At 63.8% G+C, this 25,996-nt stretch carries 22 protein-coding genes and 2 pseudogenes; 11 read left to right on the forward strand and 13 right to left on the reverse strand.

Annotated features, from left to right (window positions below; all coding sequences use genetic code 11):
• Positions 1-36: 36 nt before the first annotated feature.
• Positions 37-297, reverse strand: a complete 261-nt coding sequence (locus ACGLHR_RS35580; protein WP_400099812.1) for a hypothetical protein — start codon at positions 295-297, stop codon at positions 37-39.
• Positions 298-1,509: 1,212 nt separating this feature from the next.
• Positions 1,510-1,959 (reverse strand): BON domain-containing protein, encoded by a 450-nt coding sequence (locus ACGLHR_RS35585; RefSeq protein ID WP_400099814.1) that lies wholly within the window; start codon positions 1,957-1,959, stop codon positions 1,510-1,512.
• Positions 1,960-2,144: 185 nt separating this feature from the next.
• On the opposite strand from ACGLHR_RS35585, the gene ACGLHR_RS35590 reads away from it, so the two are divergent.
• The 4 genes from ACGLHR_RS35590 to ACGLHR_RS35605 all read left to right on the forward strand — a co-directional run bounded on the left by ACGLHR_RS35590 (position 2,145) and on the right by ACGLHR_RS35605 (position 4,499).
• The gene (locus tag ACGLHR_RS35590) at positions 2,145-2,495 is read left to right on the forward strand and encodes a DUF2188 domain-containing protein (RefSeq protein WP_400099816.1); all 351 of its coding nucleotides are present in this window, start codon (positions 2,145-2,147) and stop codon (positions 2,493-2,495) included.
• 20 nt (positions 2,496-2,515) lie between these two features.
• Positions 2,516-2,695, forward strand: a complete 180-nt coding sequence (locus ACGLHR_RS35595; protein ID WP_400099857.1) for a DUF2188 domain-containing protein — start codon at positions 2,516-2,518, stop codon at positions 2,693-2,695.
• Positions 2,696-2,952: 257 nt separating this feature from the next.
• Positions 2,953-3,723, forward strand: a complete 771-nt coding sequence (locus tag ACGLHR_RS35600) for a DUF4397 domain-containing protein (protein WP_400099818.1) — start codon at positions 2,953-2,955, stop codon at positions 3,721-3,723.
• A 131-nt stretch (positions 3,724-3,854) separates the two neighbouring features.
• The gene (locus ACGLHR_RS35605) at positions 3,855-4,499 is read left to right on the forward strand and encodes a glutathione S-transferase family protein (RefSeq protein WP_400099820.1); all 645 of its coding nucleotides are present in this window, start codon (positions 3,855-3,857) and stop codon (positions 4,497-4,499) included.
• 216 nt (positions 4,500-4,715) lie between these two features.
• Here the strand turns inward: ACGLHR_RS35605 and ACGLHR_RS35610 are convergent, their stop codons facing one another.
• Positions 4,716-4,931: a hypothetical protein gene (locus tag ACGLHR_RS35610; RefSeq protein WP_400099821.1), complete on the reverse strand. Its 216-nt coding sequence runs from the start codon at positions 4,929-4,931 to the stop codon at positions 4,716-4,718.
• Between the two features lie 641 nt (positions 4,932-5,572).
• Here ACGLHR_RS35610 and ACGLHR_RS35615 point away from each other — a divergent pair.
• Both ACGLHR_RS35615 and ACGLHR_RS35620 read left to right on the forward strand, forming a co-directional pair.
• On the forward strand, positions 5,573-5,782 hold the full coding sequence (locus ACGLHR_RS35615; RefSeq protein WP_400099823.1) for a DUF1059 domain-containing protein: 210 nt from the start codon (positions 5,573-5,575) through the stop codon (positions 5,780-5,782).
• 935 nt (positions 5,783-6,717) lie between these two features.
• Positions 6,718-7,668 carry a YihY/virulence factor BrkB family protein gene (locus ACGLHR_RS35620; RefSeq protein ID WP_400099825.1) on the forward strand — a complete coding sequence of 317 codons (951 nt, stop codon included), beginning with the start codon at positions 6,718-6,720 and terminating at the stop codon, positions 7,666-7,668.
• 300 nt (positions 7,669-7,968) lie between these two features.
• Here ACGLHR_RS35620 and ACGLHR_RS35625 read toward each other — a convergent pair whose 3' ends face one another.
• Positions 7,969-9,507 (reverse strand): CHAD domain-containing protein, encoded by a 1,539-nt coding sequence (locus ACGLHR_RS35625; RefSeq protein WP_400099827.1) that lies wholly within the window; start codon positions 9,505-9,507, stop codon positions 7,969-7,971.
• A gap of 864 nt (positions 9,508-10,371) precedes the next feature.
• On the reverse strand, positions 10,372-11,229 hold the full coding sequence (locus tag ACGLHR_RS35630; RefSeq protein WP_400099859.1) for an SDR family oxidoreductase: 858 nt from the start codon (positions 11,227-11,229) through the stop codon (positions 10,372-10,374).
• Between the two features lie 813 nt (positions 11,230-12,042).
• Between ACGLHR_RS35630 and ACGLHR_RS35635 the strand changes: the two are divergent.
• Positions 12,043-12,147: pseudogene (locus ACGLHR_RS35635) on the forward strand (ParB-like protein); the annotation flags it as partial.
• 93 nt (positions 12,148-12,240) lie between these two features.
• On the opposite strand, the gene ACGLHR_RS35640 reads toward ACGLHR_RS35635, so the two are convergent.
• From ACGLHR_RS35640 to ACGLHR_RS35655, 4 genes are all read right to left on the reverse strand, one after another.
• A complete protein-coding gene (locus tag ACGLHR_RS35640) occupies positions 12,241-12,789 on the reverse strand; it encodes a hypothetical protein (RefSeq protein ID WP_400099829.1) in 549 nt (182 codons plus the stop codon).
• Between the two features lie 130 nt (positions 12,790-12,919).
• The gene (locus ACGLHR_RS35645; protein ID WP_400099831.1) at positions 12,920-13,864 is read right to left on the reverse strand and encodes an alpha/beta hydrolase family protein; all 945 of its coding nucleotides are present in this window, start codon (positions 13,862-13,864) and stop codon (positions 12,920-12,922) included.
• Positions 13,851-15,044, reverse strand: a complete 1,194-nt coding sequence (locus ACGLHR_RS35650) for a DUF3182 family protein (protein ID WP_400099833.1) — start codon at positions 15,042-15,044, stop codon at positions 13,851-13,853. Before ACGLHR_RS35650 ends, ACGLHR_RS35645 begins: the two co-directional genes overlap by 14 nt.
• 33 nt (positions 15,045-15,077) lie before the next feature.
• On the reverse strand, positions 15,078-15,641 hold the full coding sequence (locus ACGLHR_RS35655; RefSeq protein WP_400099835.1) for a low affinity iron permease family protein: 564 nt from the start codon (positions 15,639-15,641) through the stop codon (positions 15,078-15,080).
• A gap of 301 nt (positions 15,642-15,942) precedes the next feature.
• Here ACGLHR_RS35655 and ACGLHR_RS35660 point away from each other — a divergent pair, with 301 nt between their 5' ends.
• Positions 15,943-16,410, forward strand: a complete 468-nt coding sequence (locus tag ACGLHR_RS35660) for a CBS domain-containing protein (protein ID WP_400099837.1) — start codon at positions 15,943-15,945, stop codon at positions 16,408-16,410.
• A 572-nt stretch (positions 16,411-16,982) separates the two neighbouring features.
• On the opposite strand, the pseudogene ACGLHR_RS35665 reads toward ACGLHR_RS35660, so the two are convergent.
• From ACGLHR_RS35665 to ACGLHR_RS35680, 4 genes and pseudogenes are all read right to left on the reverse strand, one after another.
• Positions 16,983-17,359: pseudogene (locus ACGLHR_RS35665) on the reverse strand (PRC-barrel domain containing protein).
• A 215-nt stretch (positions 17,360-17,574) separates the two neighbouring features.
• Positions 17,575-19,071, reverse strand: a complete 1,497-nt coding sequence (locus tag ACGLHR_RS35670) for an ATP-binding protein (protein WP_400099839.1) — start codon at positions 19,069-19,071, stop codon at positions 17,575-17,577.
• The gene (locus tag ACGLHR_RS35675) at positions 18,953-19,603 is read right to left on the reverse strand and encodes a PAS domain-containing protein (RefSeq protein ID WP_400099841.1); all 651 of its coding nucleotides are present in this window, start codon (positions 19,601-19,603) and stop codon (positions 18,953-18,955) included. The genes ACGLHR_RS35670 and ACGLHR_RS35675 overlap by 119 nt, the downstream gene beginning before the upstream one ends.
• Before the next feature lie 263 nt (positions 19,604-19,866).
• The gene (locus tag ACGLHR_RS35680; RefSeq protein WP_400099842.1) at positions 19,867-20,445 is read right to left on the reverse strand and encodes a hypothetical protein; all 579 of its coding nucleotides are present in this window, start codon (positions 20,443-20,445) and stop codon (positions 19,867-19,869) included.
• A 458-nt stretch (positions 20,446-20,903) separates the two neighbouring features.
• Between ACGLHR_RS35680 and ligD the strand changes: the two genes are divergently transcribed.
• From ligD to ACGLHR_RS35695, 3 genes are all read left to right on the forward strand, one after another.
• Positions 20,904-23,543: a DNA ligase D gene (gene ligD, locus ACGLHR_RS35685; protein ID WP_400099844.1), complete on the forward strand. Its 2,640-nt coding sequence runs from the start codon at positions 20,904-20,906 to the stop codon at positions 23,541-23,543.
• Between the two features lie 78 nt (positions 23,544-23,621).
• A complete protein-coding gene (locus ACGLHR_RS35690) occupies positions 23,622-23,873 on the forward strand; it encodes a hypothetical protein (RefSeq protein ID WP_400099846.1) in 252 nt (83 codons plus the stop codon).
• Positions 23,874-23,878: 5 nt separating this feature from the next.
• Positions 23,879-25,834: a response regulator gene (locus tag ACGLHR_RS35695; RefSeq protein WP_400099848.1), complete on the forward strand. Its 1,956-nt coding sequence runs from the start codon at positions 23,879-23,881 to the stop codon at positions 25,832-25,834.
• Positions 25,835-25,996 lie beyond the last annotated feature (162 nt).

Here is a 25,996-nt window from a genome sequence, read left to right on the forward strand (position 1 = left end):
CGACCCTGGAAGCCGCGCCAGTGCTAGGGGCGACGGTCAGAAATGCCGAAAATCGGGCTCAAACTGTCGAACTCGGGAACCCAGGATGGATACCTGATCATCGTCGAGTTTCGCTGGCTGTTCCGGCAGTTCCACTGTCGGCGTCTCAGGATACATGTCCGAGAGAAGCCTATTGGCGACCTCTCTGGACTCGAACGGGCCGAAGTGAATGACACTTGGCCCAATTTCAGCGAACAACCACTCACCTGCCTCTAGCGGGTAGAGCACTACCAGGAGGGTCTGCTTATGCTGGCTCATAGTTGCCTCCAAGCCTTCCTGCTCTCGAACATATCCATCGTAGGAAATCTGTTTGGAGCAACAAGTATCGTCAAGCCCACATGGGATGGCGCCCCAGCGGAGGCGGGGCCCGCTTCAGACACGCCTAAACCGGCCACCCCACCCCGATCTCCCCAACCTCCGGCACGCTCTCGGCCGCGAGCAGCGGCCTTTTCTTGGCCATCTTATGTCGTACGGCGGGCATAAGAAAACTGCCTTTCGGCGGCCAAAAAATAGCTGCGAACCTCAGTTTTTGTACCGTTATGTACCAAACTTAAATGCCTATGACGCTCCGTTGTGCAAAGGCTCTTACCTCAAAGCCGCGGTAAAGTACTTGGCGCAGGCCGGCGCCCAGTCTTCCGACTGAATACAGATGCTAAATCTAAGGAGGCAGCATAGCATTCTGCGGCAGGTCCGCATGTGCGCCTGTGCACATAATGGAAGGTCTCCATCAGGGCCAGCAGCTTGAAGCCGTTCCGGCGACGTTTGGCAAAGGACATTGAGCGCTCATGCAATCTCGAAGACGTGACGCACTTCGACGGTGCAACACCTATCGAATCTGCTCAGACTTAACTAAGGGGCGCGCGACGAATACGAAGCTCAGCACGTGCGGCCGCACCAACCCCGCCGCGAGCCTCGCGCTCGCAAAGCGTCTGCGAGGAGACGGCAACGCCCACTTCCGAGGTGGTCGATCACCGACGTCAGCCGGATTCGACAAGTGTTCCGATAAGCCGCAACAACTCGACATGCTCTGGTCCGTGTGCGTCACACACGAGGAAATCGCCGATAGCTGTTTCGGATATCTGGCCGCCCGATGATATGTTGGGCTCATGCCGGATGAACACGCGTCCTGAATCCAGGTCGCGAACCAGCGACCAACGGTCGCCATTGGAACTCCGATAAATCTCCCGTGCTCGCTGTGTCATGAACCACCCCCTCAAATTTGGTTGGCAGCATCGCCGAACGTGCATCTGTCCGATGGCGTGTACTCAATACGGAGACTGACGTTTGGCCGTCTCATACGGGTGGCCCTTGCAAGACTGCGCCCCGATCGCGGATCCAGCAAGACCGACCAATTTCTCTGAGCGTCCTTCCCGGCGCGCGCTTGCGCCTCACCCGACCACCCGGTTCTCGTGAGGCGGCCCTTATGTGGCGCCTGAATTTAGCTGAACGATCACATCCAACCCACCCTGGCTATTTGCCGACCTGCAGACCATCCACGACTGATTGCACGCCCTCCACTGCACGGGTAGTGTTCAGAATCGTCAGTTTCTCCGAGTCGTTTTCCACTTTGCCATCGAGATGCACAACACCATTCTCAGTCCTCACTCGAATTCCGGTGGACTTGCCCCCTCTCGCGGTGAGGAGTTCAGCTTTAATCCTCGTCGTGATCGCGCCGTCGCTAAGTTTCGTCGGCGATTCCGCAGACGGTGCGGGCGTCGCCATGCCTGCAGGGTCATCCTTCGGCAATGTCCTATCGCTAGCTGCCTCGGGATACCCCAGCGTTCCAGGGGTGCCGTACATTGGAGGAGCCTCAGTGGTTGCGGCCACTACCGTGCCCACGTCCTCCAGCGCAGCGGCATCATCCGAAGCGGCAAGCAATCCGACAATGCAGGCAACACAGAACTTCTGGACTGGTTTCATCGCTGTCTCCTACTGTACTACTGCAGGTCGCATGGCATGCCACCCGCTCGCTTCGCGGCATCGCGCCGCTATGTCTTCTTCTAGGAGCGACCATTCAGCAGGCACTCGAGTTCCCCGAGGCTGGACGCGATCGGAAAGCGCATCTCCCAAAATAATGTCAGTAGATCACCAATCAAGACGCCGCCATGGATTCAACGCCGCAACGCAACGTACGCGCAATCCCGCACGCTGACCGGTGGGATGTCGGCCACGAAGGTGCGAAGGGTGAAAGAGTGCACTTCCTTACCGAGGAAGAAGCCGTTGATGCTGCCTCGGTGATCGCGCGGCGGGCGAAGGTGGAACTTCTGGTACCCCGACAGGATGGGCAGAAATGCAAGCGCAGTAGAAGTTGCTGCACGGCCCCCGCAGCGTCAAGGCTGATGCTCCATGCCTCGCGCGTCGGCGCCCATTGTGCGGTCGCGCTGAATGGAAACATCGCGCGTCGGACGGCGCCTGATCGCCGCTGGATGCTGGTTCATAACGTGAGGACGACATAGCAAGGTGAAAGATGTATAGCATGCAGGTTCAGCGGATCCGCGTGTCCTCTGCAAGTCGAGGGCAGTGGACTATCATGGTAGAAGGGACCGATGACGCGGTCACGTTTCTCTATCCCTCCAGAGAGGCCGCGATCGCCGCCGGCACTGATCTCGCGAAACGCGACAAGATCGAGTTGCTGATCCTCGGCCGCTTCGCATGACGACGGGCCGGCACCCGCCGGGCGCTGCGCGCCGGAAGGCCGCACCACCCTCTCACTCGTGACTTCTGTCGGAATCATCCGACATTGAATTCGGAGCCGGGCACCTGCCTGCACCCGTAGTTACTACCTATCGTTGCTGCACGGCGATACGCAATTACAGCACTTGCAAGCATGCGCCGCCACATTTGCACTCTGGCCGGCAGCATGCCGCGCCGTTCGCGGCGGCGCGCCCAAGCTCCAACGAATAGAGGTGACACATGTTCCGATCCAAGACCAGTCTTATCCTTGGCCTAGCGCTAGCCGCAACGGCAATCCTCTCGGCATGCGGCGGCGGGGATGACAGCATCGGTGCCCGCATCGGCATCAGTAAGCCGACCGTGCGCGTGATCCATGCTATTACCGGCGGCCCTAACGTCGATGTGCTGCAGAACGGCACCAAGACCAACCTACTGAACGAGCCCTACAAGTTTGTCTCGAAGTACTTCAACGTGGACGAGGGCAACCAGACGTTCTCGTTCAATGTTGCCAACACAGCAACAGAACTCGGGAGGACCAAGGTAGGCACGCACACCGGCCACAAATACACGGTGGTGGCCCTGCCCGGTGCTAGCGCGGCGGATATACTGCAGATCGACGACCCGTTTGAGAAGGGGCTGTTCTCTGACAAGGCTCGCGTACGCAGCTTGAACGCATCGCAGAATGTCGATATCTACCTGACAGTCCCGGCGGCTGACCTGACAGCGACAACGCCTACGTTTGCAGCAGTCACCTACAAGTCGGCGGTACCTGCATCGGGCAGCGATTCGATCGACCTGAATGGCGGCACCTATCGACTACGAATCACCACGGCCGGCACCAAGACCGTGATCTTTGACTCGGGCGCGCTGACGCTGGCCAACAACGCAGACTGGCTGATCACCACAATCCCGGTCGACGGCATCGGTGCAACGGTACCGAACAAGATCAAGGTGCTGGTCGCCCGCGGCGATGACGAGTCGCAAGCTGGGCTTGAGTTGGTGACCCAGTAAGAGGCTTCATTCCTGGCGAGAGGCTGGTCTGCTATGCGCGCGACGAGGCCATCTCGTCAGGGGCGTGGTGCGCCGGCGTTAGAATGTCGGTACTCTTCGCAGCAGGGCAGCTTCAACGAAGGAATGTCACCATGCTCAAGCTCTACGGCTTTTCGAAGGTCAACGCTGTCGCGCGCGGCCACACCCGCGACCTGCGCGTGCTGTGGGCGCTCGAAGAGATGCAACTGCCGTTCGAGCTGGCCGGCATGGACCACCCCGCAAACGACCTGAACACCGAAGCCTATCGCCGGCTCAGCCCCTTCGAACAGATCCCGTCGATCGACGACGACGGGTTGGTGCTGTCCGAATCCGCCGCCATCCTCGTCTACCTAGCGAAGAAGTCCGGCCGCCTGATCCCCGGCGACCGCGCCGGCGAGGCGCAGGCGGTGCGCTGGTGCTTCGCCGCGATGAACTCGGTCGAGCCTCCGCTGCTCAGCCTGCTGGTGCTCGACTGGACGGCGGATGGCAGCTGCGGCAAGCACCGCGAGTTCCTGGTCGGCTGGGCGAATCGGGTGCTGACGAACCTGGAGCGCTGGTTCGCTGACCGCGACTTCGTCGCGACAAAGGCTTTCACCGTCGCCGACATCCTGATGGCGCACGTTCTTCTCTCGGGCATCAAGGACGAGGGATTGATCGCGCCGTATCCGGGAATCGCGTCGTATCGGGATCGGTGCCTGGCTCGGCCCGCGTGGAAGCGGACCATCGAGGCGTACTACGCGCGGGTCGAGGCGGGATAGATCGTCATCGTCGGCCAAGAAGCGTCCAAAGCCATCTCAGCCGCAAGGCCGCAGCGACCGCGGTTCAAGTTCATCTGACTCTCGCGGCGTCCAGCTCTCGACACTCCACCGTAGGCGCGGTGACCTCGCGACGGCCCCGGCGAAGAAGTAGATGTTGCGAGCGCGCGGCTCGTGCCATCGCAATGCACGAAGCTGAGCAGTTTGCCGTTGCATAGGTCAGAATAGCAGCATCCCTCCATTCCATTCGGAGGGGGAGAGCCGTTTAGGGTATGCCTGCAAGGCATGCAAGGTAGGCAACCGTGCCGTCCGCGGCAGATGGCGCTTATGTCGTACTGATGCCGGTGCGACTCGGCGCTTGGCATCGCAGCGAAAGACGAACGTGCGGCCTGCATGGAACAGATGATTGAAGCGCAATTCTTGATCGGTGGCCATGATCGTCATCTCCTGCGCGGGCGAGTCGACCGCGACGGGTACAGAAATACCGTCCCTGCAGTTCCGGAATCGCACTCACGGCACACATAGCCGCCTATGCAGGCGCAGCGTGGCGGTATCGTGGCCTTTTAAGCCCAAACTGATCGCAAGCGCAGCGAGCAGGTGGACTGGCAGAGCACCGTCGCTGGCGGCTTGTTTTTGTTCGGCAGGACGCCGGGCAGAAACGGTAGGTGCTAGCCAAATCCGTCGAACTCGAACACCAGCGGCAAAATGTATCGGCTGGAGCCTCAAACTAGGCGCTGCCTGCGCGGCACCCAAGAGTCGTCGACCCATCCCAGGTGACCCCCGTCATACAAAGAGCATGGTCGCACTGACAGTGCTGCCGATTCTGGCCCGACGCTGGCCTGCGAAAATCTGCGCGAGCGATACGGCATCTACTTGGCCAACGAGATGGTGCGTCGGATCACTCGCCGATAGCTGGCATTGCAAAGCGACCGGGCTAGTCACGGGCCCCGGATTACCAGAAATGCCGCTACCCGCGAATGTCCTATCATGTGCTATAGGGAATTCGGATTTTTCGTGTACTTCTGTAGGTTATCAAATCTTGGAATTTGCTTTTCTTCACTTTTGGAGCGGCCCCTATGAAAACGATGACGTGCAGGGAACTCGGGGGGAAATGCGACGAAAAGTTGTCGGCCAGGTCTTGGGACGAGATGGTCAAGGTCATGACGAAGCACGTCTTGGAGAAGCACCCGGACGTAGCAAAAATGATGGAGAGAATGCACAACGAAGATCCCACGAAATGGGGCAAGGAAATGAGGCCCAAATGGGATGCGGCTCCAGACATCTAATGCGGATATCGCCGAGACTCTTCGCTGCTTGACGCCATTCCTTGCTGTTTGGAATGCGTGCCGTGCCTCCCAATGCGCCAGTTGCTATCGTCGCTTACGCGCGCCTGATGCTGAAGGACTATCGCGCAAAGGCGCTCAACTTTGATTACGTGGCCAAGGCGCGGGCATTACTGCGCAATGGCAGGCTGCCACGTTGTTTGAGAGGCACGCGGGCCGGACCAAGAGTCCCCGGATGCGTGCCTTTGCTGTTCGAAACCTTCCGATCTGGAAGACACATTTAGAACTGGGGCGGAGCCTGGCTGTCCGAATGTGCTCGCCACTGTCGGATTGGCGGCATTGGCGGTGTTCGCTGGCCGGGCGAGATCGAACTTCGCAAAGAGCGGCGCCGAACTGACGGCGGCTATACAACGGACGGTGCGGATGTCGGGCCTCCATGGATCCGCATGGCAGCGGAGCGCTGGTGGGGCGGACTCCCTCCATCTAGCGCCCGTGACCAGGACGAAGCAATATCCTCGCAGGCGCTTTCCGACGGTCTCGTCTACGCGCCAACAACACGGCTCCGACGACCGCCAACAAAGCGACAAGTACCGTGATTCGACTAAGCTTCATTAGGATCCATTCACTATTTGGACAGTTGGCGTCCCCATTTCGATAAGATGCAAGATGCGTGCCGTTTGCGACCTTCGAGGAGATGCATCCGCAACTACGTCACGGGTGCTAGCTGATAGCCGGGATGACCTGGTTCGCCACCTTGCACCAATTTTAAAGCTCGGTTACCCCGACAGTCCCAACAAAAAATTGGACGCCACGTGCGTGCACGTAGGATGCACCCCGAAGCTAGGCATGCCGGGGTAGCCGAGGATGACGGTAGGCGCGGTTCGACGTCCCGGTTCGAGGCGCTGCCTCGCAGTTTGATGTTCCGAAGGGTGCCAATCATGACACCGACTCTCCCACCGGTGTTCCGGCAGTGCTTAGTGCTGCTCAAGGATACGGTCAATGCCTGGCTGGATGATTACGCGCCCAGCATGGGAGCCGCCATTGCCTACTACACCGTGTTTTCAATCGCCCCGCTGCTCTTGATCGTGATATCCGTTGCAGGTGTTGTCTACGGGGAGGATGCAGCGCGTGGCGCGGTGGCCGCCCAGTTGCAGGGCTTACTCGGCATCGCCGGCGCGCAGGCTGTGGAGTCCATGTTGCTGGCGGTCAGCGAGCCGCGCGCCAGCACCTTGACAGCGTTGCTGGGATTCGTGGCTTTGCTGGCGGGCGCCACGACTGTCTTCGCCGAGTTGCAGAGCGCCCTCGATCGAATCTGGCGGGTCCCGGAGCGCCAGAAGTACACCGGTATCTGGCAGCTACTGCGCGCCCGTGTGTTGTCATTTGGCATGATCCTGGGCATCGGCTTTCTCCTGATCGTCTCGTTGCTCGCCAGTGCAGGCGTGGCGGCGCTGGGCAATGTTTGGTGGCCTCTTTTCGGCGAGGTAGAGGCAGTCGCGCACGCCGTCGATTTCCTCGTCAGCCTCGCGCTGGTGACTACCGTTTTCGCCATGATCTACAAGGTCATGCCGCGCGCCAGAGTGCACTGGCGTGACGTATGGCTAGGTGCTTTCGTCACCGCCGTGTTTTTCGCGATCGGCAAGGTCTTGATTGGTCTCTATATTGGAAAGAGCGGCGTGGCCAACGCTTACGGAGCCGCTGGCTCTTTGGTGGTATTGCTTCTATGGGTGTATTACTCCGCCCAGCTATTCCTTTTGGGCGCAGAGTTTACCTGGCTATATGCGCACCGCTTCGGCTCGCTCCGAGGGGTGGCAGCTTCACAAGCTGCAGTCGAGGTTCTGCCAGGTCGTTTCGTGGAACCAACCGAAGAATCATCACACACCAAGCACTGACACGCTGGTGCCGCACAACAACCGCTCCGGGAAGCGGCCTTCCAGAAATGATTGTGGACCCGTCTCTCCTAGTCTCGTCATGCGCAGGGACGATTTCTTAGCGGATCACGTCGCCACCCCGCTCGGGCTACGCCTGCGAGAAGATGCGGACTAGCTTGGTCTTCAGTGGCCAAGGGCGCGACGCGAGAATCCAGATACACGGCCGCGCTTAGCCGCCAACGGGTCGATAATGTCTTGGGGCGTCCTTTTGACAGAGGCCGTCTCTCTGGTCGACGGCGGCGCTCGGCCCGGCGAGCGGGTTTACGCGGGTGGGTAGGTGCTCCTGAAGCGCTTCCAGAGCCGCCTCAGCGCTTTCTGGTCCGCTGCCACGCGGGCAATCAGGTAGCCCCGCACAAATCCAGCGCCGATGGCGATTTTTGGGCGGTCCGCCTGCAGGGCGGACAACAGGCCGTCCGCCACCGCTACGTCATTGCGCCAGCCCAGGTCGTCCTGCAAGCTGGAGAGCACAGCGCGATATAGTCGCAAGCGTTGCCGCGAATAGAGGGACGCGAAGAACTCGGTTGCATAGCGGAGCTTCTTGGCGGCGATCCGCGCCTGGTGGCGCCGTTGCGCATCGAGCTTTGGCAGGCGGCGGCCTCGCTTCATCAGCTTGCGATGTCGAGCCCGCAATCTCTTGCGCGCGAATTTTAGCGCGGACGCCCCGAGTGCCTCGCGGATATCAGGCTCGAGGCCGGCCCCTTTGCCAACGTTGTCAAGCCAGTGGTTGAGTTCGATGACGAGCCGCGTGTAGCGCACCGAATCCACCGCTCGCGCTGCACGGCGCCGATTCTCGCCAGCCCTTTCGCTCGCAGTTTCCTGCAATGCGTTCGCATGGATATTTTTTGGCGCGTCGGCCAGCGCTTCAGGCAACGTGGCATGCGCCAGCACTTCCCAGTCCCGTGCCGCGCCCAATTCTCCGGCGACCCATTTGATCTCTTGTTGCAGCGCGTCCGGGCATACGATTCCGGGCGCAAACATATCCAGCGCCGAGCGCAGACGGCGTAGACCCACGCGCATCTGGTGCACACACGCGGCCGCATTAGAGCCGTTCGCGATCACGCCGCGTTCATTTCCGTACACCTGCGCAAGGCAGTTTTGTGCAATGCAATGGAAGGCGTCTCGTACAGAATCGCGCTTACCAAGCTTCACGGTTTGCGCATGCACCGCTTCTGGCTCCTCGCCTCCGATCAGCGCATATCCGCGCTCCCCCTTGCTCAGGCGGCTGATCCGCAGTGGTACCACTGCCAACATTTCCATGACGATCCCATAGAGCCGATCCGGCTCACCTTTCTTGATCTCCATCTCGACTTCGTGAATCGGCGCCCTCACATGGCCCGCCAGGAGCTCTCCCCTGTCCAGCGCAAGTTCCACCTCCTCGCCGTGCGGCAGCCGCAGCTGTGAAACTGTACGCCGCACATGGGTGGCAAAGACGGGCTTGAGACGCGACGCCAGCCCGGCGTCGCCAATCAGCCTAGCGCTCGCGGATTGTTTCGGCACCATGCCGAGCAGCGCATCGAGTTCCGGCGTCTCGCCCGCAATCGCCGACTCGTACTCTTCGCGTTCAAAGAGCCCTGCCCGCCGGCGCCCCTGCGTCTTCAGCGTTTGAACAAGGCGATCGCCGTTCCTGCTGACGCGCAAGGACAACTGGTGGCGATGCAACTCAAAATCGGCCGTATCGAAGTATGTGTTGACGTGCAGTTCATCATGCGGCCGACCGATGCGCAGTGAGGACAGCGCGGGTAAGTCGCGCAAGCGGTCGAGGTGGTCATCCGGCAGTTCCAGCTTGAGTTCACGTTCCACGGCATGGCCTCGCGTTTGGCGGCTTGCATCCGGATCGAATCGCCATCTCAATGTTCCCTACGTCTATATTTATCGACATTCATGGCCATCGCACTGCCGCGCAGCGGATTCCGCGCTCGTACCTATGCGGGCGGTTTAGCGAACGTGCCGGTACTACGACCGCTGCTAGCCCACCGGATCTGTCGTGGAACCTGCCGGCTGGCACATTGATGTCGCGCGTGCAGCAGTACTTCGGCCACAAAGGGAATTCGCACAGGGCCAGGTGCGGCCGGGAGAGCCGAAGCAGTTTGCACACAGCTCGGGGCCACGCTAGCATCAGACGCAAGACCCATACCACTGCCCGGCCATCCGGCTCCGCGAGGCGAACCGGTTCCCCGTAGCTTCTGGCAACCTCGCAAATGGCTCGGCACGGCGAGGTATTTCTACATTGGCGGCATAAATTACCTGTGAATTCCACCCAATCCATTCCCTCCTCGGTAGCCAACGCACGGGTAGAACCAAAACCGGCAGCACCTCGACCCGGAACCACAATTCGCGCGAGACACCGGTGCGGACGGGGCACAGCTGACACCCGCAGACGCCCCGGGCTAAGGCTTACCCCTGGCTGCGACCGTACTTCCGGCAGAGTGAACGTCACCGCCACCGACTCCCTCGCCAGCGGGCGCTGCCAGTATTCGCCCTGGGTGCCTCGTCCTGCGGTTCGCCGCTGGCTGTCGGGTCAGAGTCCGTCGACTCCCCGCCCCCGGGAGCGTCCCAGCAAAAGACGCGCCGACCCGCCAGCCTGCTTCCGGGCCGTGCGGGTGGGTGGCGCCGCGCGCAATTTTTTCAAAGGGCGGTCCACACGCGGCGCCGTGGAACCTGCCGTCAGCCATTGACCACTTCCCCACCATTGATGTGCAGGATCTGTCCGGTGATATAGCTCGCCGCATCGGAGGCCAGGAATACATAACCCGCGGCCACTTCGAACGGCTGGCCGGGGCGTCCCATCGGCGTCTTCTTGCCGAACTCAGCGACTTCTTCGGCTGTGAACGTGGAAGGGATCAGCGGCGTCCAGATTGGCCCCGGTGCTACGCCATTTACGCGAATGCCGCGATCGACCACTTGCAGCGCCAGCGAGCGTGTGAACGACACGATGGCTCCCTTCGTCGCCGAGTAGTCCAGCAGGTGCGCGCTGCCACGATACGCCGTGACCGAGGTGGTGTTGAGGATGGCCGCCCCATTCTTCAGGTGCGGAAGCACGGCGCGAGTGAGGTGGAACATCGCAAAGACATTGGTGCGGAAAGTGGCTTCCACCTGCTCCGCCCCCACGTCCTCAAGCGATTTCTGCAAATGCTGCTCAGCGGCATTGTTGACTAGGATGTCGAGCTTGTTGAAATGCTTTAACACTTTCTGCGCCACGTTGTCTGCGTGGGCGTTGTCCGCCAGGTCACCGGCGATGGCCAGGCACTTGCGGCCAGACGCCTCCACCAGCGCCACGGTGTCCTTCGCATCGCCATGCTCGTCCAGATAGGAGATGGCGACGTCCGCTCCCTCACGCGCAAAGGCGACGGCAATGGCGCGGCCGATGCCGCTGTCTCCGCCCGTCACAAGTGCCACTTTGTCCTTCAGGCGGCCGCTGCCGAGATAATCATCCGCCCCGCTGTCGGGCTGCGGATGCATGCGGCTTTCAAGACCGGGCTGGCGCTTCTGGTGTTGCGGTGGCAGATTTTTGGGGGTAGACATGGTGCGCTCCTCGGCATGACTGGATGCGCTGCCCCGTGCAAGTTCCATGCCCCGCACTGGCCGTTGCGGCACATCGGCATAGCGCCCTACCGGGCCGTAACCGATACGTTGGGCGACAAGACTCAAACTCCCGCTCGCACGGTGTATTGCGCTGCGCACCGTCTTGCAGGCATCCTGCATCGCCAAGTGACGATGAACATGGCGGCATGTCCTTTGCGGCGGAGATGACCATATACGGTCGCGCCGCCGCTCGCAATCAAGGATGCCGCCGGGCCGGCGCCTACATCACAAGGAGGCAGATATGTAACGTGCGCTAGCCGCGAGAAGTACGTGATCGAGGAATGAGGAAATCGCCGATGCCGTCTTCGGCGTGATGGGAGTTGAGAACCAACTACGCGTGCCGCGCCCTTCGGGCGCCGGCTGGGCGGCGGGTTCGGGCACTGGGGGCGACGAAGAGGCGCTGCGGGGCGCGGGCACGGTCTCGCCTGACCGGACCGTCAACAAGAGCTGACCCCGCGTTTGCGCCCGGATCATCACCTTGCGTGAGGGCGCCAAGCTGATGGTGCCGCTTGGCGCCCGGCGTCCCACCCAGATCACCATTGGCGGGTATCACATGGTGCAGAAGGTTCACGTCACGCGCCGCGTGCCGCCGCGCCGGCGCGCTGCTTTCCTTGATCGGCACCGCGATCGGGCCGGAGCAGGCGGGCGCGCGCTTGGCACGACATGGGCATGTCGCACGTGCCCCCGCTGGCGCGTGCCGAGCCGAGCACGATGAATGACGCCGCCTTCTAGCGGTATATGGTCGCCAACGACATGGCCCATCCCTATGACGAGCACGGCAAGCGCCGGCCCCTAAGCGAGCTGCCGGATGCCGTCCATCACATGCGCGACGACCCCTTCCGCAGCCTGGAAGCCTTTGTGCAGTTGGTGGGCGTATACCGCAAGGTCAAGCAGGCGTATCCGGACTTCCGCTGGAGTTGCGCACGGCGCCAAGGCATGCAAGCTGCCGGGCTACGTCGGCAGCCTTCCCTTCGGCGTCCGGCGGGCCGTGCGATAACGCGGCCGTTGGGCTATTTGCGCCGCCGCCCGTCGCGAGAGCGGTTTCAAGAGCCGCGCTTCGTCTGCACGCAGGCGACTGATGGCGGCAATGCGCGCACAGCCGCGCAGCTCGTCATTCATGAACGCCTCGATCACGTCGGGGTGGACATAGCACTTGCGGCATAACGCCACCGTATTGCGCAGGCGTTGCGCAACGGCCCTGATGACCTCCGCCACCTGCTTCTTGCGAGATGCCGAAGGACGCCAGGCGCGCGCACTTGTCGGAATCCCGCAGCGCACCCCAGTCGGGATGATAGACATACTGCTTGCGGCCCCGCGCGTCGCGTCCGGTGGCCCCGCCGGGTCTGCGCAAATCCAGACCGCTTTATACGCCGGAGGAATCGCCAGCGCCGCGATGCGTGCCAGCGTCGCGACGTCGCGCACCGGCTTGCCGTTCGCATCGAGATACGCAACGCCGCCACCAAATCGGCGGCGCGTGCTGCCCGGCGCAATGTCATCCACATAGCGCAATCCTGCCTCGCGTAGCACCGTACGCAGGGTTTCGTCGGTACCGGACCGCGGCAGGGGTACTATCCACGACAGGCGCTTCCTCCTCGAGAGTGGTGCGGACCGGATGCCGGAAACAACGGTGCTATGGGTCTTCGCCGCGCGGCCCGTCTTTCATTGCGAATATCGCCGTGCCTTCCAGATGGGGCGTCTCCGGCCGCACGGCATCTCCCGAACCGTGCCCGGCTTCCGGCCCGGCAGGTTCAAGCCCCGTCACTGACGGGTCGTCGTGCGGCGGCGCGGCGGACGCTGGAGCAGGAGGTTCCGCCGCCCGTTCGGTCGCCACCGGACCCACACGCGCCCCCGTGACCATCTCGCGCAGCCAGTTCACCAGCAGGCTGCTGTAGGCGCGCTGGCTCTCCTCATCGCTGAGGCCGTGGTCGGCGCCCTTGATCACGCGATAGGTCATCGAATTCGCCTGCACAAAGGCATCCACGTAGCTGGTGACGACCGCATGCGGCACGATCTGGTCCTGCTCGGACTCGATGACTAGCACATCGCCGTGGAACACGGTGCACGCGCGCAAGGCGCGATTGGTATCGGCCGGCACCACCTGCCGGCGATACGCCACCAGGTCCTGGTCACGATGCAACTGGCGCTTGGGCAGTTCCCAGCCTGCGTCCATGTACAGCGCCGGTGCGCGCAACGCCATCCAGCGCAGCGGACGCAGCGTGCTCAACACCGCAGCCAGATAGCCACCGTAGCTGCTGCCGACCACGGTGATCGCGTTGCGGTCCACCTCGGGCTGGCGCACCAGCACATCGTAGGCGGCTACCACATCGGCCAAGTTGCGCATGCGGCTGACGGTCTCGTACTGGCCGCTGGTGCCGGCATGCCCGGTCAGGTCGAAGGTCAGGCACACACAGCCCAGCCCGGCCACCCTGCGCGCGCGCGCCAGGTATTGCTGCTGGCTGCCGCCCCAGCCGTGCACGAACAGCACGCCGGGCAGCTTCGTGGCCGGCGTGATCAGCGTGCCGGCGATGCTGCCGCCTTCGGACAGGATTTCCACGTTTTCTTCATGCGTTGCCATCTGCGTCAGGCTCCAGTAGTGCGTATTTGGTCAACGCCCCGACGTGGCGGTCTTCGCCCTGGAAGTAGATCTCCGCGCCCGGCGGAACTTCAACGTCGACGCCATAGATTTCGCGGGTCGAGGCCACCACGCGCCGGCGCTTCGGATCGGCCTGCAATGCCGCCAGTGCAGCCAGTTCGGCACCGGTGGCGCCACCAACGCGCCATGATTGCTCGAGCACGCCAAGCAATGCATGGCCATTGGCCCTCGCGCCATTGCCACCCGCTGCGCGGCCGGCGGCCACGTCATAGTTGCAGCGCGAGAGGAACATGCCCGGATAGCAGGCCAGTGCCGCTTCGTGATAGACCATTGCGGCGCGCACCGCCGCCAGCGCGCGCGCATGAAAAGGCTGTGCGAGCAGCTCCTCAAACCCACCCCGCACCACGGTCAGGGTCGAGCCGCCATAGACGGGGTGGCCGCGGTTGTTGCTGGTCAGATCCTGCGTGCCGCAATAGCTGGCGCGCCGGCCACCCACCTCGATCTGGCCCACGCTCCAGGTCTGCGGCTGATCCAGGTCGCGCTCGAGCACGACGCCGTGCGTTTCGAGCGGCGTCCGGTCCATTCCCGCCAGTGCGCGGTCAAGCGCGGCAGCATCTGCCACCACCTTCTGGCCCAGCCCGCCGATCCCGCACGGCTCTTTCAGGCGCACCGGTCCGTCTTCGAGCAGCCGGCGACCGGCAAGCGCCGCATCGTCGCGGGAGAAGGCGGTATAGCCGGGCAGCACGGCGTCCTGCGTGCGTTCCGCGAATCCGCCGCACCAGCCCTCGGGCGCAGCGGCTCCTGGCGCGACCAGCCCGTGCGTGATCGCCTTGGTCGATACGAAGGCAAACGGCACCACGCCGCCGAACAGGTCGGCTGCGCCCTGTATGCCAAGCCTGGCAGCCTGGTCGAGCCCGACCACCGTATCCAACGGAACGAAGTAGAACGGCAACGCCTTTCGTTTTGCCTCGGCCGGGCGTTCCTCCCCGCATGTCTCGAACGCACCCGCGAACACATAGCCGGCCACCGCAGCGACCTTGCGCGCGATCTTCGACAGCGTCACGCACTGATGGCTGCCGGCATCGGCGTAGTCGGGGCAGCCGTACAGCACCACGCGCCGGCACATCGCATCGCTGCGTTGCTTGCGGATGTCTGCTGCCACGGCGGTCTCCTCGCAGGGTTATGGACGCCCGTTTCAGTGTGCGAGGATTTCGCTGCCGCCACGCACAACGTCGCCGCCACCCGTGGACCGCGTCGCACGTGCCCTGTGTTTGGCCACGTGGTTCTCGCGGGCTTCGTCCAGCGAGTGGCTGCACTTGAGCCCGCCTTCCTCGTCGGCAAGTTGTGCCAGCTGGCGATAGAACGTGATCAGTTGGCGCAACTCCTCCTCGTCGAGCTCTTCGATCGAGATCAGCATGTTGCTGGCTTCCTTGTGTGAGGCCAGCAGCTCGTTGAGCTTCAGATGGACGGCCACGGCGTCCTTGTTCTGGCTCTGCTGGATCAGGAACACCATCAGGAAGGTGATGATGGTCGTGCCGGTGTTGATCACGAGTTGCCACGTTTCGGAGAAGCCGAAGATGGGCCCCGTTATCGCCCACGCCACCACGACGCCAACCGCTAGTACGAATGCCGTGGCCGAGCCCGCTTGCCGCGTGGCCGCCCCAGCAAAGCGATCAAAGGCGTGAAGTACGGGATGTCGTCTGTGCAGTGCTGCGGGCGCGCTGTCGATCCGATGCATTGTGAACGCTGGCTTGCTCATCTTCCGCTCCTGGCTGTTGGCTGCCGCCGCCGGCAACGCGCTGCATTCATTGTATGGAGCGCGCCGCCAATGGTTCAGCGGGCGCTGTCCTACAACGCTGGCTGCACTTGCACGCCGCCCTCTGGTGCGAGGACGCGCGTTTCTACACCGTTCGTAAAATCTGCGCGCGGCGCGCGGCGCATGTGGCGCTCCCGACCAGCGCCGACGCACATTCTGGCGGCAGGAATGCTTCTTGCGCTTTCCTTGCAAGCACCGCTGGCGTGCTGGCGGCCCTGCTCAACCCTACCGACTGGAGAACGCCATGATGCAATCCCCCTCTACCGTGCCCAGCGCACCCCGGCGCGTTGTCGACGTCATGACCCGCGGGCCGGCTTATCTCAGTTCGGATGAAACCATCCTGCTTGCGGCACAGCTGATGGCTGACCTGCAGGTGGGCGCCCTGCCGATCTGCGATGGCCGCCGGTTGGTTGGCATGCTGACCGACCGCGACATCACGATTCGCTCCACTGCCAGCGGTCAGACGCCGGGCACATCGCGCGTGGGCGATGTCATGACCGCCGATGTCAAGTGGTGCACCGAAGACGAATCGCTCGAGATTGCGCAGCACAAGATGGAAGCCGCGCGCGTGCGCCGGCTACCCGTCGTCGACCAGGATCATCACTTGGTGGGCATCGTGTCGCTCGGCGACCTGGCCAGCAAGACTGGCGATTCACGCGATTCCGGCCGCACGCTGGCCAGCATCTCCACCCCCTCCGCCCCGGCGCGATAGCCGCTCAGGGAGAAGCAATGATAGACCACGTTCTGCTGATTCAACCGAATCGCCGGACCAGGCCCTCAACACGCAGGTGCGCGACCGCATTACCGAAGCATTCGGGGGATCTTTCCCGTCGGCGTAATGGTAAAGGTGGCCGACTAACGCGTCTTGCCGAATGGAACGTGGGGGTCGTCCAAAAATCGCGGTACGAAGGCACCGCCACTGACTCATCTCGCGTAGCTGGGTGGAATCGCAATCTCATCCAAAACGGAAATCACCGCCGTCAGATGACCAACGCCGCCACCTTGATAGCCAGCCGCTTAGGCGAAGTGTTTCTGGTTTGTCGCTAGGGCAACAGTGACTCGCCCTTCAGGGCGGAGCCGGGGCCGCCGAGAGACGATAGAGGCCAGCCGCAGGCACCAACCTCCGGGGCGAACGAGCGGCCCCTCAAAAAGACCCTCGCCGCAATCCGGCGAAGACCCTTTTCCTTCACGCAGGAGAACCACGAGCGCAAGAAAGTCGGCGGAAATTCCGCCGACTTTCCCCCTCACTCCGACCCTGTTCGCTGCTTCTCGCTCCCCGGGCTGTCAGCCCCTTGGATCGTAATGCTCGGATTCCCAGTATGGCGATGTCCCGTAGTGCTCATGGATGCTGTGGTGGCCCACTGCGATTCGGCCAGGCTCGGCCAATGGTCCTTGTCAAAGCCACGTGCAGTCTTCAGGCGGTCTTTCTCGACCCCGAGCACGAAGCACTTGCGCCGCGGGTCCAGCGTGAGAGCGGACCACGGCAGCGCGAACAGCTTTTCGCCGATGCCGAGAAAGCCGCTCATGGCCATCACGGCATAGGGATGGTGTCGATGTTCTCACCGGGGGTCCACCACCTTGTTGCCTTCCAGCGTGTGGGCCGCCATCACGAACGGGCCCGGGCCGCCCCCGGAGAATGCTGGTCGGTCAACGCCGCCCATAGTGGAGGCCAGTACGCCGTCGATCCTGATACTTCACAGCGATGCAGTCGATGACTTTTTCGCTCTCGCCGATAAGGCTTTCTGCGCTGGGGATCGCGGCAAGCAGTTCCCACATGCGGCGCGTCAGAAGCAGCTCGACGCTCTGCCGTGACGTCTGCGAACCCTGCCCCGGCACTCGCCGCCCGAAGAAATCGGATAAGGTGGCGGCTCGCCGCCTACCGCTCCGGTTGACGGACTCCTTCCTGGATTGGCCGGCTTGCTGGCGCCGACAGTGCCCGGCGCAGCGCTTCGATGCTCAGCGGCTTGACCAGGTGGAAGTGGAAACCCGCCTCCTGCGAGCGGCGCACGTCGTCGGCTGTGCCGCGCCCGAGCGCGAAAAACTGCATCGATCGCCCCACGGGCGTGGCCTGTAGGGCATCCAGGACTTCAACGCCGCTCATGTCCGGCATTTCCAGGGCGAGCAGCGCGCAGTCGGGCTGGAACTCGGCGGCCAACTCAAGCGCCTGCGAGCCGGTGTAGGCCGCCCGGGCTTCGTGCCCGAGCAGGTTCAGCAACTCGGCCATGCTGTTGGCGGAATCGGTATTGTCGTCAAGAATCAGCACGCGGCGCCTGCGTCCGGTATCAGCATCAACGTGGCCCGCCGGCTCGCCACATGAGACCACCTGCGGCAGGATCACGGTGAAGGTGCTGCCCTTGCCCGGCCCCGGACTGTCGGCCTGGATCGCTCCGCCATGGGCCTCGACTACGGCGCGGGCAAGCGCCAGCCCGATCCCCAGCCCACCGCGGCTGATCCCCTCGCTTTCCTGTGAGAAGAGATTGAAGATGCGATCCAGCGCGGCCGGCACCATGCCGTGGCCGGTATCGGATACGGTCGTGACGACGCTGCCGTCTTCCACCACGACGTGGACGGTCACGGTACCGCCGCGCGGCGTGTACTTGGTGGCATTGCTGAGCAGGTTGACCAATACCTGCTCGAGCCTGGCCGCATAGGCCGACACATGAGGCGACTTCGGCGGCAAGGACACCACCAGTTGCTGGCCGGCGGCCTCCAGCACCGGACGAATAGATTCGATGCTGGCCGTGACGACGTCGCTATAGGCGGTCGGCGTCAGTTCAACCTTCAGCTTGCCGGCCGTGACGCGGCCCACATCGAGCAGATCATTGACCAGCCGTTCGAGCTGGTGGAACTGGCGATCGATGATCGCGGCGCAACGCTGGATGCGCACGTCAACCGAAGGCGTCAGCGTGATCACATCGACCGCGTTGCGGATCGGTGCCAGCGGGTTGCGCAGCTCGTGCGCAAGGATCGCAAGAAAAGACTGCACGCGCCGGCTGCCCGACTCCAGTTCTTCCAGCCGCAGGGCATTGCTGATGTCACGCGCCGTCCACAGCATGCCGGCCGGGCATCCGCCCGCATCACGGATCAGCGCGATCCGCGTCTGGCAGTGCACCACCGAGCCGTCCTTGCGGGCCAGGCGCTCGTCGCCCTCATACTGGCCGCTTGCGCATGCGGCGTCCAGGCCCGCGCGGTCCTTGCCACAAGCAACGTCCTGCCGCGTAAATAGCAGCGACAGCGGCTCCCCGATCGCCTCCTCAGGCGGGTAGCCGGTAATCTCCTGCGCGCCCGAGTTCCAGCTGCGGATCTCGCCATCGGCGCTCACCTCGAAGGCGGCCACGCCAGGCAGGGATTCGGCCAGCAAGGTCGTCGGCAAGGCGCGCGTGCTCCTCTGCCGCGAACTGCACGGTGATATCGCGGCTCGCCACCACGAAGCCGCTGACAGCGCCGAAGGCGCCTGCCATGGCAGTCATGCTGGAGGCCGCCCAGAGCTGGCTGCCATCGCTGCGCACCCGCCAGCCGTCGTCCTGCGCACTGCCTGACTGCCGCGCGGCCTCCAGCCAGCGCTGCGGCAAGCCGCCCTCAATGTCGGCGGGCGAAAACAGGCACGAGATGTGGTGGCCCGCGATCTCTGCGGGTGCGTAGCCGAACAAGCGGATGGCGGGCTCGGGCCAGGTTTGCACATGGCCGTCAGAGGTGATCACGAAGACGGCGCAGCCTTCGAGCGCGGCGAGCATCTGTCGATAGCGCTCGATTTCAGGATCGGGGGCCAGCCTACCCGGTTGCGAGACCGAGTGTTCACTCGCTTGCCTGTCTGCCTCGCCGGTTGTCTTGACACGGCCGCTGTATGTGGTTGGGACTGTGGTTTGTCCGGCCACTGTTGCCCCTGCCGGGGGCAGCTCTGACATGGAAATGCGCTCCTTTTCCTTTCAGACTGAATGGCCGCAGGCAGTACCGGAAGTGCCGGCCGCGCGTTGGCCAATGCCGGCAGGGACGCCGGAATCAATCCAAAACTGCCACCTGGCAGTTGCGCCGCATGCAGAGGCGTGTTCGGTGAGTGCCCGAAACGGGGCTGCACGGCCCGTCACAGGCTGGCACGCAGCCATTACATGATAGGCGCTGGCGGCCTGTACGCCGCATGTTCAGTCAGCGAGGAAGGAGATACGTGGTGTCATGCCGATACCATGCCAAGTCGCAGGAGGGTGCTCGGCCAGTGGCGGTGGCCCGTGCTCTTGGTGTACCGGCACGATTGCAGCGCGACGCGGTGCCGGTGCGATCGGCCGGCAGGATGGCGGCCTTGCCACGCGCGGCCCATGAAGCGGCTCGTAAAGTGGACAAAGATGTGCGGCGTGTGATACGCAGCTGCCGAGAACATCTTGGCCGCGCCCCCGACGAACAGGTCGCGGCGCGGGTGCTCCGCGGCGAACAAGATGGCGTCTGCGGCAAGTGCCGGATCGTACAGCGGCGGCGGAAGCGGTTCCACAACAAGGAAACTCTTGGCGTGCGTGACCAGCGGCGGTTCCAGCCCGGCCGGCTCGACCCGGTGACCCAACTTCCGCCGCAGGGGATCGGTGGAGCCCTTGATGGCGGTATGGGCGCTTTGCAGCGGCAGGACAATGGTCCGTCTGAAGCCCGCTGCCGATAGATTGCGCCGCCGTACCTCGCGCAGATACGCGGCCGCGGCCAGCGATCCGTGCGCGGTGCCCCAGTGGCTGGCATCGAACAGCCGGCGTTGGTCTTCCAGCGGCACGTCGCCGTAGCGGCCGAACGAAGATGTTGACGGCGGCGTACCGATGTGTCGAAGCCACCGAAGCGTTCGATCGCGGCCTGTGCAACACGCCCGGCGTCTTCCTGCTTGCCGATGTCAATCGGCATTGTGATCACCTTGGCACCGCCTTGGTCTGCGACTCGATCTTCTTCAGAGAGGGTCTCATCTGTTGGCTTGTACGGCAACGCGTCGCGGCGCCGTGGACAGGGCCGAAACCGGGCGCGCTGCCGGCTCTCATCTGTGCAACAGCCGAAATCATGCCAAGGAGTGTTCCCGGCAGCGAGCCGCGTCCGGCGCAGCGCTGCAGCACCAGGATTTACAACAGCTGGTAAGAAGCACATGCGAGCCGCATGACCGTGCCTGTAGGACCAGCGCCGATTTCCGTCGCGCTGAGTACTGCATAAGCTGAATCCCATCCATGTCCAATCAACAGGCACGCCATGGCCAGGACCACCCGTCAGGAGCCGGACAACGGCCGCGCTGCAGCCGCGCGGAAACGCCTGCCGGTCAAAAAGCCCCCAGGCACCCGATCCGCTGGCACGCTGGGCAAGTACCAGCGCATGCGCGATTTCGGCGCAACGCAAGAACCGAGAGGCACACCGGCCGCGAAAAAACGCACGAGCGGCACGCGCAAGCGCGCACACCCCCTCTCCTTCGTGGTCCAGAAACACGCCGCGCGGCGGTTGCACTATGACTTCCGCCTCGAGCTGGACGGCGCGCTCAAGAGCTGGGCCGTACCCAAGGGCCCGAGCCTGGACCCCGCCGACAAACGCATGGCCGTCCATGTGGAAGACCACCCGCTGGACTATGCCAACTTCGAAGGCGTGATTCCGCCAGGCCACTATGGCGCCGGCACGGTCATCGTCTGGGACCGCGGCGTGTGGGTGCCTGAAGCCGATCCGGATGCTGCCTACCGCGCCGGCAAGCTGAAGTTCGAGCTGCGCGGAGAAAAGCTGCACGGACACTGGGCACTGGTGCGCATGCACGGCAGCCGGCAGAAGGAGCAGGACGCCTGGCTGCTGATCAAGGAACGCGACGAAGACGCGCAGCCCGCATCGGAGTTTGACGTGGTGGAGGCGTTGCCAGACAGCGTGCTCGCCGGGACGGCACGCAGCGCCACACGCAAGACAACGAAAGCCGCAGGCAGGACAACCGCCAGTAGCCACAAGAAATCCGCGCCCGCGCTTGCGCTTCCGGGCGGCGCCAAAAAGGCAACGCTGCCGCTCGCGCTGGCGCCGCAACTCGCAACGCTGGTCGAGACCCCCCCTGCAGACAGCGATGCGTGGCGCTACGAGATGAAGTTCGACGGCTACCGCCTGCTGGCGCGCATCGACGGCCGCGATGTGCGGCTCTTCACGCGACAGGGCCACGACTGGACCCCGAAGCTGAAGGCGCTCGCGAAAGAAGTCGGCTCGCTTGGGCTGCCGGACGACTGGCTGGATGGCGAGATCGTGGTGATGGGCAAACACGGCGAGACGGACTTCCAGGCGTTGCAGAACGCTTTTGAGACGGCGCATGTCGACACCATCCAGTACTTCGTGTTCGACCTCCTGTTCTACGCCGGCCATGACCTGCGCAAGGTGCCGCTGGCGGAGCGGCGCGCGCTGCTGCGCCGCCTGTTTGAAAGCAATACGGCGCCGCGGCTGCGCTTCAGCGAGGAATTCGAAGCAAGTGCCGCCGACATGCTGGATGCCGCCTGCCGCATGAAGCTAGAGGGCGTCATCGGCAAACGGGCCGACGCGCCCTATGTCAGCGCGCGCACCAATACCTGGATCAAGCTCAAATGCACGCTGCGCCAGGAGTTCGTGGTGGGCGGCTTTACCGACCCCAAGGGCAGCCGCCAGGGCATCGGTGCGTTGCTGCTTGGCATTCACGATGCCAGCGGGCAGCTGCGCTACGCGGGCAACGTCGGCAGCGGCTTCGACACCCGTACGCTCGGCAACCTGCGCACGCAACTGAATGCGCTACGGGCGGACAAGCCGCCGTTCCATGCGCTGCCCGCGTCGGTGAAAGGACATTGGGTGCGACCAAAGCTGGTGGCCGAAGTATCGTTCGGCTCCTGGACGCGCGAAGGGCGCGTGCGGCATTCCGTGTTCCACGGGCTGCGCACCGACAAGCCCGCGGGCGGCATAGCGGTCGAACTGGCCAGGGAGCCGGCCGGTGTAAAGCGGGGCAAGGGCAAGCCCACCGCCGCGGCCGGCAAGGTGGCGATCAGCCACGCCGATCGCGTGATCGACAGATCAACCGGCATCACCAAAGGCGAGCTGGTGCGCTACTACGACCGCGTCGCATCGCTGATGCTGCCGCACCTGCGCGGACGCCCAATCGCCATGGTGCGCGCACCGGCCGGCGTGCACGGGCAACAGTTCTTCCAGCGGCACGGCGACACGCTGCATGTCGAAGGGATCAACATGCTGAACGCCAGCTTGTGGCCTGGGCATCCGGCGCTGCTGGAGATCGTCTCGGCACCGGGGCTGATTGCGGCGGCGCAGCTCAATGTCGTGGAGTTCCACACGTGGAATGCGAACAAGCGCAGCATCGATAAACCGAACCGCATCATCTTCGATCTCGACCCCGGGGAAGGCGTGCCCTGGCCACGCATGCGCGAGGCGGCCGCGCTTGTCAGGGCACTGCTCCTCGAGCTGGGCCTGACCAGCTTCGTGAAGACCAGCGGCGGCAAGGGCCTGCATGTGGTCGTGCCAGTCACCCCACGTGCCAGCTGGGACGAAGTGAAGGATTTTGCGCACAAGGTGGTGCTGCATATCGCCGCAACCATCCCGCAGCGCTTTGTTGCAAAGAGCGGCGCGCGCAATCGCATTGGCAAGATTTTCATCGATTATCTGCGCAATGGCGTTGGGGCCATTACTGTGGCCGCATACTCGGCGCGTGCGCGCCCCGGCCTGGGGGTGTCGATCCCGATCGCATGGGAGGAACTGGACGGGTTGCGCAGCGCCGCCCAGTGGAACGTCGGCAATGTCGGCCCGCGGCTTGAGGAACTGGAGTCGCATGATGCCTGGGCCGGCTACCCCGACACGCGGCAGTTCATCACGCGCGCCGCTTCACGCTTGGCGCGCGGCTGACGCTGCGGTATGCTTCTTGCCGCTTCCTGGCAAGAACATCCTTTCTCGCGTGGGACTAGGAGGCGAGGGACACGCACCGTGCCATATCGATTCGGCCGACTGCTTGCGGTGACCCGCCTGTTAGCCCCCCACGGCGCACAGGCTTCGCGCCCGATGTGTCCGTTGCGGTATTTACTGCTGCCAGGCGCACTGTTGCTCGCCATCGGCGGCCCAGCACATGCCACGCTGCCGCCCCCCGCGCTGGAACAGCAGCAGGCCGCCGATGCCAAGAAGGCTAAGGAAGTCGACGAAGCCAAGCACCAGGCGGCCAACGAGGCGCTTGGCGTCTGAACGCCATGGATACGCCCGCCATCGCGAACCGTCCGCTGATCCTCAATGTGGAGGAGCGCGACGGCCCTCGTTTCGTCAAGAGCCGAATCTTGCACCGCGCGGAGTTCTCGGTACTTGAAGCCACTACCGGCCGGGCGGCCCTGTCGCTGGTACGCCAGCATGCGCCAGCACTCGTACTGCTTGGCATGCAGCTTCCCGATATCGGCGGCCTTGAGGTCTGCCGGCTTCTCAAGAGCGATCCGGACGCCGCGCGCACGCTGATACTGCTGACATCGACCGGGCTGGCCGGACAGCGTGTGCAGGCGCTGGACTGCGGTGCAGACAGCTATCTCGTGGAGCCTGCGGAACCAGAGGAAGTGCTGTCCAGCATCAACGCACTGCTGCGCCTGCGTGGGGCCGAGGATGCGTTCCGGTGCGCGACCCAGACACTGCACGAAAGCGAGGACATGTTCCGCCAGTTGGCCGAATCCCTGGCCGACGTGGTGTGGATCCTGGACCCCCGCGAGAAACGACTGCTGTTCGTCAGTCCTTCGTTTGCCGCGCTCCTGGGCCACACGGCTGAAGAAGTCTTGGATAATCCAGGCCGCTGTCTCGACCGCGTGCCGCCGGCAGATCGGCCGCGAGTGGAAGCCGCATTCGCGGACATGCTGCGCAATGGCAGGATGGATATCGAATTGCTGCTGACACGGCCGGGTGGCGAGATTCGCGAAATCCGCGCACGCGCGTTCCCGGTCCGAAGCCGCCCCGGCGCGGATGGCCGCTCGCTGCGCGTGGCAGGTATCTGCCAGGACGTCACAACGCAGAACCGCGCGTTGCGCGCGCTGCGCGACGTGGAACGCCGCAAGGACCAGTTCCTCGCCATGCTGGCGCACGAGTTGCGCAACCCGCTGGCACCAATGCGCAGCGCCGCCGACCTGCTGCAGCAGCTTTCGCCCTCGCGCGAGGACGTGTTCCGCGCGCGCGACGTGATCGGGCGCCAACTCCATCACCTGACACGGCGGGTTGACGAACTGCTTGACATCTCACGCTTTAACCAGGGAAAGATCAGGCTGCGGCAGGACCTGGTGGAACTGCGCTCGGCGCTGAATACTGCCGTGGAAACCGTGCGCCCGCTCCTTGAAGCGAACGGACACATGCTGCGCCTCTCGCTGCCAGAGCAGCCGCCGCCGGTGCGGGGGGATCTGGTACGGCTCACGCAAATCTTCAGCAACTTGCTGCATAACGCGGCCACGTACACGCCCGCAGGCGGGCATATCTCCGTGGAGGCCACCACGCAGGACGGCGATGTGACCGTGCGCGTGCGCGACAACGGCGCCGGCTTATCCGAGGCCATGCAGCGGCAGCTGTTCGACCCGCTGGCACCGGCCGACGTCACCGGTGACGAAACAGGTGCCGACGCGCAGCGTGGCTCCGCTTTGCAGGACGGCCTCGGTATCGGTCTGACGCTAGTACAGAAGCTGGTGCGCCTGCATGGCGGGCGCATCCACGCGGAAAGCCCCGGCCCCGGCGAAGGCAGCACGTTCATCGTGGTGCTGCCGGTGGAACCCTGGCAGTGCTGGCATCCGCCCAGCGGCATGGGCGTGACCCGCAGAGGACCGCCGCGCACCGTCATGCTGGTGGACGACAACATCGATGCACTCGAAGCGATGACGATGACTTTGCAAACACTGGGCCATACTGTGGTTACCGCTCCGGACGGCCAGAGCGCGGTGGAGCGCGCGGCCAGCGTGCGCCCCGACGTGATCCTGCTCGACCTGGGCATGCCGGCGATGGACGGCTTCGAGACCGCCCGGCGCCTGCGCGCGCTGCCCGAACTGAGCGGCACGAAGCTGGTGGCGCTGACGGGCTTCGGCCAGCCCGAAGACAAGCGGCGCACGCTCGAAGCGGGGTTCGACCGGCATCTGGTCAAACCCGCCGACCTCGACGAGCTGACGCGCCTGCTCGACGGGCTCGACGCCTGAGCGTGCCGTCCGCCACTCATCGCCAAAAGCAAGGAGCCAACCCCGTGCATATCACGCCTGACCCCGACATCCCCCCTACAAGCCGGAAACGCCACCGCCCGAGCCGCCGCCCGGGGCGCCCGAACCCGTCACCGATCCGCCTCCCGGCGATCTGCCGCCGCC

This window comes from Cupriavidus sp. CuC1 (assembly GCF_044627735.1).
Classification (GTDB): domain Bacteria; phylum Pseudomonadota; class Gammaproteobacteria; order Burkholderiales; family Burkholderiaceae; genus Cupriavidus; species Cupriavidus ulmosensis.